12 protein-coding genes and 1 tRNA gene are annotated in these 12,604 nt (G+C 39.1%); 8 read left to right on the top strand and 5 right to left on the bottom strand.

Annotated features, from left to right (window positions below; translation table 11 throughout):
* Nucleotides 1-473: 473 nt before the first annotated feature.
* From ACN222_RS15570 to ACN222_RS15550, 5 genes are all read left to right on the top strand, one after another.
* Nucleotides 474-2,192 carry a pentapeptide repeat-containing protein gene (locus ACN222_RS15570; protein WP_044523105.1) on the top strand — a complete coding sequence of 573 codons (1,719 nt, stop codon included), beginning with the start codon at nt 474-476 and terminating at the stop codon, nt 2,190-2,192.
* A gap of 225 nt (nt 2,193-2,417) precedes the next feature.
* Nucleotides 2,418-3,062, top strand: a complete 645-nt coding sequence (locus tag ACN222_RS15565; protein ID WP_010997264.1) for an alpha/beta hydrolase — start codon at nt 2,418-2,420, stop codon at nt 3,060-3,062.
* A gap of 154 nt (nt 3,063-3,216) precedes the next feature.
* Nucleotides 3,217-3,429: a DUF2555 domain-containing protein gene (locus ACN222_RS15560; protein ID WP_011320507.1), complete on the top strand. Its 213-nt coding sequence runs from the start codon at nt 3,217-3,219 to the stop codon at nt 3,427-3,429.
* A 75-nt stretch (nt 3,430-3,504) separates the two neighbouring features.
* The gene (gene coaBC / locus ACN222_RS15555; RefSeq protein WP_010997262.1) at nt 3,505-4,737 is read left to right on the top strand and encodes a bifunctional phosphopantothenoylcysteine decarboxylase/phosphopantothenate--cysteine ligase CoaBC; all 1,233 of its coding nucleotides are present in this window, start codon (nt 3,505-3,507) and stop codon (nt 4,735-4,737) included.
* 141 nt (nt 4,738-4,878) lie between these two features.
* Complete coding sequence (locus tag ACN222_RS15550; RefSeq protein ID WP_010997261.1) at nt 4,879-5,688, top strand: DUF4351 domain-containing protein; 810 nt, start codon at nt 4,879-4,881, stop codon at nt 5,686-5,688.
* Nucleotides 5,689-5,756: 68 nt separating this feature from the next.
* Here the strand turns inward: ACN222_RS15550 and ACN222_RS15545 are convergent, their stop codons facing one another.
* Nucleotides 5,757-5,948, bottom strand: a complete 192-nt coding sequence (locus ACN222_RS15545) for a hypothetical protein (RefSeq protein ID WP_010997260.1) — start codon at nt 5,946-5,948, stop codon at nt 5,757-5,759.
* A 127-nt stretch (nt 5,949-6,075) separates the two neighbouring features.
* Between ACN222_RS15545 and ACN222_RS15540 the strand changes: the two genes are divergently transcribed.
* Nucleotides 6,076-6,456, top strand: coding sequence for a hypothetical protein (locus ACN222_RS15540; protein ID WP_010997259.1), 381 nt, complete (start codon nt 6,076-6,078; stop codon nt 6,454-6,456).
* Between the two features lie 240 nt (nt 6,457-6,696).
* Nucleotides 6,697-7,869, top strand: coding sequence for a site-specific integrase (locus ACN222_RS15535; protein ID WP_197535800.1), 1,173 nt, complete (start codon nt 6,697-6,699; stop codon nt 7,867-7,869).
* A 90-nt stretch (nt 7,870-7,959) separates the two neighbouring features.
* Here ACN222_RS15535 and ACN222_RS15530 read toward each other — a convergent pair whose 3' ends face one another.
* The 3 genes from ACN222_RS15530 to ACN222_RS15520 all read right to left on the bottom strand — a co-directional run bounded on the left by ACN222_RS15530 (nt 7,960) and on the right by ACN222_RS15520 (nt 10,060).
* On the bottom strand, nt 7,960-8,319 hold the full coding sequence (locus ACN222_RS15530; protein WP_010997257.1) for a hypothetical protein: 360 nt from the start codon (nt 8,317-8,319) through the stop codon (nt 7,960-7,962).
* A gap of 226 nt (nt 8,320-8,545) precedes the next feature.
* Complete coding sequence (locus ACN222_RS15525; RefSeq protein ID WP_010997256.1) at nt 8,546-9,529, bottom strand: hypothetical protein; 984 nt, start codon at nt 9,527-9,529, stop codon at nt 8,546-8,548.
* A 444-nt stretch (nt 9,530-9,973) separates the two neighbouring features.
* Nucleotides 9,974-10,060, bottom strand: a tRNA-Ser gene (locus tag ACN222_RS15520).
* A 265-nt stretch (nt 10,061-10,325) separates the two neighbouring features.
* On the opposite strand from ACN222_RS15520, the gene ACN222_RS15515 reads away from it, so the two are divergent.
* A complete protein-coding gene (locus ACN222_RS15515; protein WP_010997255.1) occupies nt 10,326-10,790 on the top strand; it encodes a hypothetical protein in 465 nt (154 codons plus the stop codon).
* 344 nt (nt 10,791-11,134) lie between these two features.
* Here the strand turns inward: ACN222_RS15515 and proB are convergent, their stop codons facing one another.
* Nucleotides 11,135-12,244 carry a glutamate 5-kinase gene (gene proB, locus ACN222_RS15510; protein ID WP_010997254.1) on the bottom strand — a complete coding sequence of 370 codons (1,110 nt, stop codon included), beginning with the start codon at nt 12,242-12,244 and terminating at the stop codon, nt 11,135-11,137.
* Nucleotides 12,245-12,604 lie beyond the last annotated feature (360 nt).

The raw sequence follows: 12,604 nt of genomic DNA, 5'->3' as shown, positions 1-12,604 counted from the left end.
ATTCCTGATAACTATCGTTAATTATTTCTCATGCGCTATGAGCGTCAGTTGTCTGTTCACCGGAAAAGAGCCAAAATTACCTGATGGCTAGTTACTAGCTTCTCAGTTTGGTGAGGAACAGCATTTTTTAGATTTGTTGTGCTGTTTTGTTGTAGTATTTTTCCTAACAATCGTCTTTGTAGCAAACAGTACGTATTATTTTTACATCTGTTTTAGTAAAGTTAGCGCCTAAAAATAGATTATTTCCTTAAAATAGCTCAATTTCGCTAATTCTTGGGAACCTATAGCCTGATCTTCCTCTTAAAGATTAAATTTTTTACCGAGAAAATCCTTATGTCAGGTGTTGTTGATGTAATTTTAATTTTAAATACTTGGATTTATTTTATACTAAATTTTCATGCTTTCACAACACCGAAGCATTGAATTTATCTATATATTTCTACTTTGGCAATTTATTATTAATGGATAAAAAAATGTCAGAACTACCTCATGTTTGGAAACTCTTACAGAATTATGTTCGGGGTACAAGGTCAACAGATAGGCCTACAACAAAGTATGTAGGTAGTCGCTCATTTTTACCTCTGGGAAAACACCAACAAAAACCAGCCAAAGATGTAAACTTTTCTCAAGTTAATTTACAGAAAGAAATTTTATGTGAAAGATTACAAATCAGTTTAGAGGCATGGACAAGAGAGGATGGTAAGGGGAAATTTTCCACTAGCAATAGCCAACTCCAACAAGAGATTTATGATTTACTCGGTAATGGTGCATTAAACTCAGAAATAGTCGAAAAAGTCATAGAATTGCTTATCCTGGAAGCACAATTTCGCCCAGGGTTGCTATTTCACCGTCTAGAAGATTTTTATCAACGTTGGTGTCGAGGAGAATTTATTGATGCGCCACCAAGCGAGAACTTACCTCAGCGAAAATTGATGGAGATGGCAGCACAGAATCAAGCCATGGGACTGAGGCAGATTGATATTTACGCTGGGCTTAATGTCTTAATTTTACTTCTAGAATTACACCGCTACGCCCAACAGCAAGAAGAACTGCGGCAACAAATCAACTTTTATCCTTCTTCCCCACCAGATACAGACAGCTTTTTTACCTCCCAACTACTGCGGGTAATTAATTATAGCGATGCCATAGAAATTGGCAACTTTAGTAATATCGTAGGGGAATTTCTCCGAGGTGGTAACTTTCAAGGTGCATACTTGGGAAATGCCAACTTGACAGGAGTTAACTTTAGTGGTGCTAACCTCAGTGGCGCATACCTTGGTGATGCCAACCTTACAGGCGCAAACTTCCAAGACGCTAACCTCACAGGTGCAGACTTTGGTGATGCCAACCTCAGCAGTGTTAATCTCAGTGGTGCCAACTTGAGTAGCGCCGACCTCAGCAGCGCCAACCTTACGGGTGCAAACCTAAGCGGTGCTAACTTGCAACGTGCCGACCTCAGTCGTGCTGACCTGAGTAGTTCCATCCTCAACGATGGCGAATTTAGCCACGCCAACCTCAGTGGTGTCAACCTCAGAGATGCTGAACTCCGTCGCGCCAACCTCAGCAACGCCATCTTATTTGGTGCTAACCTCAGTGATGCCAACCTCAATCACGCCGACCTCAGTCGCGCCGACCTTTGTCGTGCAGACTTGAGTGGTGCAGACCTCACACACGCCACCCTCAACGGTACTAACCTCAGCGATACCATTCTTTTTAGTACTAACTTAAGTGATGCCATTCTGGAAGCAGCTGACCTCAGTTATGCCAAACTCAACGGTGCTAAACTCAACTACGCCAGACTCAACGGCGCTATGTTTTTAGGTGCAGACCTCAGTGGCGTAGATTTAACTGGCGTAGTTCTCAATGATGCCGATTTGAGTGGCGGGATTCTCAGCGAAGCCGACCTCACAGGCGCAGACCTCAGCGATGCCATACTCTTGGGTACTGACTTCAGCTTTGCCAACCTCAACAGTGCCAACCTGAGTGGTAGTAACTTGAGTGGCGCAATTTTGAATGGTGCAGACCTCAGTAGCGCCAACCTCAGTTATGCCATTCTCGACGATACAGACATAAGTGAAGCCAACCTAGAAGAGATGACCTGGGGAGAAATTCAGCAATGGGAAGGCGTGCGAGGTTTGGAGACAGCGCTGAATCTACCGGAGGCGTTGCGGGAAAAGTTGGGGAAGAGGTAAATTTGATCTCTGTACAGAACAAAAAATTGAGGAAAAGCTTGCAAAGTTTACAGGGAAGGGGTAGTTACCACAGAAACCCCTATGAACCAGATTAACCGATTGCGCGATCGCCGATACCATGAAGCAGCATTTGAATTTGCAAGCTGAAGACCATACAAGTTTCTGGAGTTCTGACGAAGCAGAGTGATGCTTAACGATAACTTCTAGAGATAGGATTTACTAGGAGTGTCAGATTTTAGGAGCAAACCTCTGTCTTTGCAATTCACTACCGTTCCCCCAGCTAAATCTCAAACACCCGCCGGCTTAGTTGTGACTTTGCATGGTTGGGGTGCTAATGCTGAGGATGTGGCATCTTTATTACCCTATTTCAATTTGCCTGATTACCAGTTTGTCTTTCCCAATGCACCTTATCCATATCCCTATGCTCCTCTCGGTAGGTCATGGTATGACTTGAGACAAGAAAATATGTATGAGGGATTGGCGGAAAGTCGGGAACTGCTGAAAGATTTTGTACTTTCTTTAGAAAGTAGTACTGGTGTGCCTTTATCCCGCACTATCTTAAGTGGATTTTCTCAAGGCGGGGCGATGACTTTTGATGTCGGCTCAAAATTACCTTTGGCTGGTTTGGTGGTGATGAGTGGGTATTTACATCCTGAAGCCATTAGCCCAGATAATACTAATATCCCCCCAACTCTGATCCTACATGGTACAAGGGATGAAGTTGTACCCCTGCAAGCTGCTGTCAAGGCACGCACAACCGTAGAATCGCTGGGTGTTCCTGTCCAATATCAGGAATTTGAGGCTGGACACGAAATCAATTTGGAAATGTTAAATGTAGCCAGAAATTTCATTGTCAATGCACTTGTTTAGTCTGAGTTACAATTTTTTTACAAAATATGGTATAAATCCTGAAAAATTTTAGGAATTCCATGCCATCTAGTGAGTAAGATAGATTGAGTGGCACTTTACAGCGCCACTTAACCCGCGCTGGGTGCAAATGCTGCATAAGGGAGGGGCAAGCATTATGAAAACTTTAAGCATTTCCAAAAAAGAAATTGCTGCCATGACCGCAGCAGAGGTGGAGGAACTGGCTACTCGTCTAGAGATGGACAATTATAGCAATGCTTTTGATGGTTTAAACGACTGGCATCTACTGCGGGCGATCGCTTTTCAGCGTCCAGAGTTGGTAGAATCTTACATCCATCTGTTAGATTTGGAACCATACGACGAAGCTTAGGTATTTGATAATCAGGAGTTAGAAATAATTCGTCCTTAAGAATTATCTCTAACTCCTTACTCTTCAGTTTTTGTTATGGCTCATCCTCAACCGCAAGCTGAAAATCGCAAAAGTAGGGTTCTTGTTGCTGTGGGTGGCGGTATCGCTGCTTATAAGGTTTGTGAGGTCGTTTCGAATTTGTTTAAGTCGGGGGTGGAAGTTCGAGTCATTCTTACCCGTTCCGCACAAGAATTTATAACGCCTTTAACTTTATCAACCCTCTCCCGTCACCCTGCTTATACAGATGATGATTTTTGGCAATCTACTCACTCTCGTCCGTTGCATATCGAGTTGGGTGAGTGGGCGGATTTGTTGGTGATTGCTCCCCTCACCGCTAATACCTTAGCTAAACTCACTTACGGGATGGCTGATAATTTACTCACCAATACAGTGTTAGCTTCCAATTGTCCCGCATTGTTAGCGCCGGCGATGAATACTGATATGTGGGAACAACTCACTGTGCAGCGTAATTGGCAGCAGTTGTTAACAGATAGCAGATATCATGGTATTGGCACAGCATCGGGATTATTGGCGTGCGATCGCGTCGGTGCTGGTAGAATGGCGGAACCTCCAGAGATTTTGGCTTACACTCAATCTCTATTACATACTCAAGGTAAGCGAGATTTAGCCGGGAAGCGAGTTTTAATTAGTGCGGGAGGTACAAGGGAGTATCTTGACCCGGTGCGATTTATTGGTAATCCTTCTACTGGTAAAATGGGACTGGCTTTAGCCCAAGCTGCTTTACACCGTGGGGCAAAGGTGACATTGGTGCATGGGGTGGCGAGTTGGGTTGTACCTTTGGGTGTGCAAGCAATTCCCATTATCAATGCCGAAGAAATGCAGCAGGTAATGTTGGAATATTTACCCAATGCAGATATCATCGTTATGTCTGCGGCTGTGGCTGATGTCAAACCTCAAGATTATAGTACAGAAAAATTACCCAAGCGATCGCTCCCCCAGTCTTTACCTTTGGAACCAGTACCCGATATCGTTGCTCAATTAGGTAAACTCAAACAACCCCATCAGCGTTTAATTGGTTTTGCTGCTCAGACAGGGGATATAGTTACACCAGCTAAAGAGAAATTATATAGTAAGAAATTAGATGCGATCGTTGCAAACCCCATCGACAAAGCAGATAGTGGTTTTGGTAGCGATAATAATCAAGCTATCTTCTTAGATAACCAAGATAGACAAGTGACAATCCCACCTTGTTCTAAATTGCAACTAGCTCACCATCTCTTCGATTTTGTCAGCAACCTGACACTATGATTCAGTAAGACAGAGCAACTGAGGTACACCCCAATCTTCTCAAACAAGGTTAGTAAAGTCGAAAATATACCTCACCAACTCAGGAACCAGTATATCCCCATTTAATAATAATATAATCATGATATTAACTTGGTTCTTATTGTGAGTTTTGATAATGTTTGTAAGGCGCTTGCAGAGAAATATCCAAAAGATTTTATCCGATGGTTAATTGGTGAAGAATCTACCAATGTTAAGGTTTTAAAAACTGAGTTAAGTTTAGAGCCTATTCGCGCAGATTCTGTGATTTTTTTACAAACTGGCAATTTGATTTTGCATATTGAATTTCAGACTTTAACACAGTCTAATCCCGCGATTCCTTTCCGAATGCTGGATTATTCTGTGAGATTAAAACGTCAGTATAAGTGTCGAATTGTACAGGTGGTAATATTTTTGCAGGAGACAGATGATGAAATTGCTTTTACTGAAGAGTATGTGAATGAGACAACTAGACATCGCTATCGTGCAGTCAGAATGTGGGAGCAAGATTCCAGCTTATTTTTGGGTAATTTGGCATTGTTACCATTAGCACCTTTGTGTCAAACTGATTCTCCAAGAGATTTAAGAATTTCAGATAGAGAGACAAGGCAAAATACAGCAGCCTACACCGAGATATTAGCTGGTTTGCGGTTTGAGAAGGGTTTGATTCGTCAGTTATTAAGCGAGGATATTATGCAGGAATCAGTTATTTATCAGGATATTTTGCAAAAGGGTGAGCAGAAGGGTGAGCAGAAAGAAGCTTTTCGCTTTTTAAATCGACAGTTAAATCGGCGCTTTGGTGAGATAGATTTATCAATAGTTGAGCGTATCAAAATATTATCTACTGAAGAGTTAGAAGCCTTGGGAGAAGAATTTTTAAGTTTTTCAAATGTATCTGATTTAGTTGCTTGGCTTGAGCGAAATACGAGTAGTTAAGTAATGTAGGTAAAATGTTTGTTTACAATGCCCACAGGCGATCGCTTCTGGGCAATCAAATACTGTCTCTATTCTTCACTAGAAAGCTTATCTAGCTTCTCTTGTATCGCGTCTCTACAGAATTGAGCAGGGTCATCCTGTGCCTTAACCGCTTGTTTCATCGACTCGGTGACGCGAAAACTAAGGTTAGCAGTCATAGGTTCCTCACCCTTTGGTTTTGATGGTTCTAAATTTTCGGGTGTTCCTTTGGGGTTAGGCATTGTTGAGAAATGTATCTGAAGATTGAATCAGTTGCGCGCATCTGTTTCAATTTTTAGTCAGTGGGTATCTACCCTGAGAAAGTTGTTACCCACTGATACCACTTTTACAAATGGATGAATCTATTTTATGTTTAGTCGTGCTGAATTAGAACTGTTGACTATCCCCCAATTAAATCTACTGGTGAAACGGTATGGCTTAAAACCAACGGGAACAGGAGGACAGAAGGCTAGCTATATCACTACCTTAATGGCGTTCCCGGCTTTAGCACTCCAACAATTAGAGGATGGAAAGGGGCTAAAACCTCCTACATTCTTTGGTCTTGAGACAATGGGACAAATCCTAGACGAGATGGCAACACCTACCTGTGAACAATCAGCGTTACTCCGACTGAGTTTTGAAGGTAGGCGGATGGATTACCCCAATAGATACCAGCAAGAGAGACTACTGGCGCTGTACAAGGCTAAGAATCATCTAACTGAGGTGATTGACTTATTGAGAATGATGTAAAAAAGACGGAGGGGGGATTTGAACCCCCGTTAGGTTTCTATAAAACGCATTTTGAGTGCGTCCACTAAGCAAGCTATAAATGTTGATATACAATATTTACAGTATTTAGTGATAACAAATATAAGCTAACTTCAACCAATTATTCAACCAATTGAATTAAAATGCTATCAGTTCATCTACCCTGAGAGGTAAAAAATGGTAGCGTCAAGAAGCGATTACAAACACTTAAGCGTAATGACAATGAAAACTCAGTACGGTGAAATGTACCAGTTACGCTTAAGCAGTAAGTTAGGGAGAAAAACTATTGGATTAGGAGGGGATAAGCTTACAGCCTTAAACCTAGCCGTGATGGTAGATGAGGAGATAAGCCGATTAATCGCGCTAGGGGAACTGATAGAAATAGATTCACTCAAAGATATGGTCAAGAGTGAACAAGCAAAGTTTAAGGCTAAGAAGACAGGAAGCGTCAGGTTAGTAGAGAAAGATGACTTAATTGTGTTATGGGATAACTATGTTAAATTTCATGTAGCATTGGGTACTTGGACAGAAACATATATAACAAGTCACATTGCACTAATAAGACGATTATTAAACAGTTGTCCTTTTCATAAATTAGAAGATAAACAACAGTTAATAGAGTGGATATTTAACAATACTAGCCGAACAAAGAAAACCAGTAAGTCTCGATTTATGTTGATAGTAGCCGCTATTGACTGGAATAGTAAACAAGGGAATATCCCGCGTAAGTGGGGGATTGAATACCGGGATGCTCTCGAAAGCATTAACATTAAAACTGAAAAAAAATGTAGCGTAGTAAATGAAGAAGACGACATTGATATTTTTTCAGTTGATGAAGTTTATAGAATCCTAGAAGCTTTGAAAAATGAAACTTACAGCCGCAGGCAAGGTAGGCATTATCAATATTACAAATATGTTTACTTTTGCTGGTTAACAGGATGTAGACCATCAGAGGCAATTGCTTTGAAGTGGGAGAATGTAGACTTGCAGAAAAAGCGGATTAAATTTTGTGAAGCAGAAATGAATAGAGGAGGACTAATAATTAAAAAACAAGGTACTAAAACGGTATCACATAGATACTTTCCTATTAATCCTGAGCTAATGGAGCTATTAAACGATATTCCACATAGAAAAGGATATGTTTTTAAAAATATCCAAGGTAAACCAATAAACCATAATGTATTTTATAGAGTGTGGAAGTTGCTATTAGAGAATATGGGTATCAAATATCGTGTACCCTACCAACTAAGGCACACAATGATTAGTTATCACGCTAATAATGATTACCCGATACATAAGTTAGCTGAGTTAGTTGGTAACAGCGAACAAATAATTAAAGAACACTATCTCAAGTTAGATATTGAGAGAATTAATTTACCAGATGTAATCAAATAACTAATAACACATCAATAATTTATAAACCTCCTAGTTTAATTTATAGGAGGTATTTTTTCGCTTGTATTGATTAGCTAGAAAATAACGTTATTAGCTTTCAAATTCTTGCCAACCTTTGATTGCTTCAGTGATGAATGCTCCAAGCGGATTATCAATAGCTTTTTCAAAAGCTGCTAAACTACCATACTGGACAGCTTTAATTATTCGCTCTTTAAATGCAGGATTACTTTCAATTTGATTTATAGCTTCTGTAGCTACTCTCCTTTGTTCTGCTCTAGTTGTAGTCGGGTATGTTTGCTCTAATTGTTTTAGTAACTGTTGAATTTCAGCAGCAGTTTCAGCAAGGCTTTGGGGCTGTGCTGCCGCATAGTAATCACCTTGGATCAAATCACGTCCAATATTTTGATTAAATTGACCACCGCCAGTATTAATATTAAAACTACCTGCCATTTTTTAGCTCCTGATAATTAAGATTATTATCTACATTGTAATTATATGCAGGTAACTTTTATGTAAGTTTTCACTAAAAATATATATTTTATAAGTAAATGCTGGAAATTGTTACTAATGTTAAAAAACATATATAATTACAAGATTTAACAAAATCTACTATTATTTAGTGATATTTGAATAAATTAAAGATATAAAATAATGATATTTGTTAACTAATAAATAATCAAATTGGCTCAGAATTATTTTTCCAGGTTTTAGTTATTTCTCTTTCTATCTCTCTAATTGCTTTACCAATTGCAGTGTATATATCACTTGAACGTAAACGTGGTTTACCATTAGTTTTTTCTAAAAAAGATGAATCACTTCTTTTGATTCTATAATGCCATAGTTTACCTTCTTCTTGAAATAATTGAATAGTATAAGTTTTATATATTATATCATAATTATTGTGTCCCCAGTATTTAAAGTACTCTATAAAATTTGAAGTCTTAGATATATTCATTCCTTCAATTTTATTAGAATGAACAATTAAACCGTTTTCATCTTTTTCATTTATTTGGTTATAGTTTTTAGTTAATAACTCTATAAAAACTTCTTTCAATAATCCATTTATACTAATATTTTTATCTACACCAAAAGATGATTTTACTTCTGGTTGATTGCGTAATTGCTCAGTTAATTCCTGTGCAAACTCACGTATTGCTTCTAGCGCATCAGAGCTTTGAATTATACTTTGCGCTAAAATGTCTCTAAAATCATCAAATGTTTGAATAATATTGTTAGGGTTAACTTCTACTTCTCTATTTTTAATAGTGATTTTTTTATTATTATTAGTTACTGCATCTCTTCCAATAAAATCTCTTGCTATATTTTGCTCTATATTCCCACCTTTTGAGTTCCAGATTATTTGATGCTCTGATATTGTTTTTTCTTGTTTTGTCCGTACTAACTTGACTTTGCGTTTAAGTTTATTTTGACTATTGAAGTATAGCAATATATCTATTAAAAACCCTAAAACTCCTGAAATAAAGGAAGTTAATCCTAATAGTTTCCAAAAAATATCTTTTTCACTATTGAAATTTTTATGAATTAATATTAGCAGTAAGGATATACAACAAGAAAACAAAATTACATACAATAATGAATATTTGGATTTTATAGTTAAATTAACTATATAAATTGTGGATTTTATTATTTTTATATACATTTTATTTAGTAATTTTACGCAATAAATGTATCATTTTATCTCAGCATTGCATATAATAAAAATCATTGTTGTTATGTGATTTTAGTCAATAACAATAATACTTATTCATGTTATCTAATCATGTTTTAGTTTTATATAGTCTTACCGTTCGCGCAATTGAGGATGAATTTGGTGAAATAGATGAAATCAGGGAGAGTATCTAAGCAGGCGATGGCGATAGCAATCTTGTTAACACTAAAGGATAAGAACATATACCCTTAACCTCAGTTCTCAGGGTTAGGGTTACAGGTGAGAAGGAAGTTAAGGGTATATTTAATAAATTAATTTTATTAATAGATTGATAATGGTTTTATAAGTTCAACCAATTCAACCATTTGTTCAACCAATTCAACTAATTCAACCAATCAGTAATTAAGTTAAAAGGCTTGCTGTGTAAGGAAAAAACGGAGAAGGGGGGATTTGAACCCCCGAAGGACTTGCATCCTTAACGCATTTCGAGTGCGTCACCATCAACCACTCGGACACCTCTCCAGATATTTATTCATTTAGGAAACTGTTGATACAGAGTTTCCTTTTGTCATGATAGCATCTCGTTAGGTGAAGCGATCACCTACCCATCGCTAGCAATCGGAAATGACTAAGCTCAGTTTTCCGAACAAAATAATAGCATTTAACAAGTTGTTAGAGAAGTCTTGACTATGGGAAAACTCAAAACATGACCCTGTAATGAAGAATTTGATGCTGAGGTTTTCCGCAGATGATCAGGGTTTATTTTCAGCAAGTAGCTTAAAGCACCATGAAAATATTACCATACGAGACCTTGACAATCGTGACACCTGACTCGCTGCCGATAGTTGTGCAACGGCTGAGGGCAAACATTGAACCCCCAAAAGCATTGAGATTCTCAAGAAAACATCTTACCTATCAAGGCAGCATATCTGAAGAGGGTTTTCAAATTATTCGTATAATTAATTACCGCCACTCATTTTTCCCAGTGATTCGAGGACGTTTTGAAGAGCAATCCCAGCAAACCCTAATTCATGTGCAGATGAGTGTAGATAATGCTGCGATGGCATTTTTAGGGTTTTGGCTTTTGTTTTGGTATAGTGCGATCGTTCCTACAACCGTAACAGATATGCCTAGTCAGATGACTGCACTATTGCTAGGAATGCCTATATTGATGTTAATTATTTTTTGGGTAGCTTTTTGGTCAGAAGTAAAACGCAACCATACTGAATTGAGTGACATTATTCAGGGATAAGTTTACTCAGGGACTTCCAGAAAATAAACTATCCAATTTATCTGCTGCCAAACAACTGTCTTTCCCCCTGCTCCCTGCCCCCTTGCCATCCAAATGATAGTATATTTTTTTAATTGGAAGTCCCTTAAGCGATCGCTCTCTTCATCTACACACAAATTTCATAAGATTGTAATATTTTTGTCAAATGCTTATGTAATATTAAACCCAGGCTAAAAGATAAGCTCTGTAAAAAGGTGGGATTTCCTACCTTTTACCTATTTTCAGGGTGCTAGCTAGTAATTTTTTATGGTAAATTTTGTGGCTAAAGTAACATTAACCCCGCTATTTAACGGGGTTTTTATTTTTTAAGTCAATACTAAGTTATCTCGATGGATCACGGTTTCCGCACCTACATAACCCAAAATCGTCGGAATCTCCTTAGAATGACGACCACAAATTTTCTGTAAATCATTGCTGCTATAGTTAACCAGTCCTCTGGCAATTTCGTTACCTTGAGGATCGCATAACTGTACTGCATCTTGAGGCTCAAATTCACCTGCAACGGTTTTAACTCCTGCTGGCAATAAGGATTTACCTGCTTTAACTATAGCGGCGATCGCACCAGAATCTAAGTATAATTTACCAACCGGGACTAAACCGTAAGCAATCCAACGTTTACGGGCGGAAGTTGGTTCTGGTTGGGGTTGAAAATGAGTTCCAATCAGTTCCCCTTGGATAATTTTCTCGATATTACGGGGGTATCGTCCTTGAGTAATCACAGTACGCACTCCCGCCGCGATCGCAATTCTCGCCGCCGAAATTTTTGTCATCATTCCCCCAGTACCCCATTGAGAACCTTGAGAACCTGTTTGCACTTGTAAGTCTGCTAATTCTTTGATGCTTGTCACCAAAGATATTGGTCGGGCATCGGGGACAGAACGGGGATCGGCTGAGTATAATCGGTCTACGTCTGTGAGTAAAAATAGCCAGTCCGCCTCTACAAGACTAGCAACCAAAGCCGAAAGGGTATCATTATCACCAAATTTCAGTTCATCGACGGCAACGGTATCATTCTCGTTGACTACAGGAATTACCCCCAACGCGAGTAATTCCCGAAAGGTGTTGTATACGTTGAGATAACGGCTACGTTGTACCAAATCGCTGCGAGTTAGCAACACTTGGGCAATTGGCTGTTGTAAGGTGGTAAATAAGTCGTCATATACGCGCATTAATCGACCTTGACCCACTGCGGCCACCGCCTGTTTGAGGGCGATCGCTTTGGGACGTTCGGTTAAACCCAACCGCGCACAACCCACTCCCACAGCCCCAGAGGAAACTAAAATCACCCGATTACCTTGCTGTCTTAAATGAGAGAGTGTTTCCGCCAAAGTTGCAATGGTAGAGAGGGCTAGTTGTCCGGTTTCTGGTTGGGTAAGGCTAGAAGTGCCAATTTTGACGACAATTGTTTTGGTCAAGTCGCTTCGCTCCAATTCAAAATTCAAAATTCAAAATTCAAAATTAAAGACAATTAGTGGGAGCTTGGACTCGCCACTAATTGTACTCCTGCGGAGAACCCGAAGGGTAGACCACCAAATCAAAGATTATGGTGGGGGCTTGTACCCAAAATTATTAAATTCAAAAAAATTCTTCTTCATTTTGAATTTTGCATTTTGAATTCAAAAAAGGTCATTGGTCAAGAAGAGGAAAAGGGGCAGGGGGCAGGGAGATGGGGAGAGGGTTTCCCCCTGCCTCTTCTAGTCAACAGTCAACAGTTTTTACTCTGGACTAACTACTCAATAGTAAAGCGCCAGTCCCTCTATAAGTGAAGGCTGACG

The organism is Anabaena sp. FACHB-595 (assembly GCF_048568275.1).
Classification (GTDB): domain Bacteria; phylum Cyanobacteriota; class Cyanobacteriia; order Cyanobacteriales; family Nostocaceae; genus Trichormus.
The sequence above is the reverse complement of the archived record's forward strand: the minus strand, read 5'-3'. Positions and strand labels throughout refer to the sequence as shown.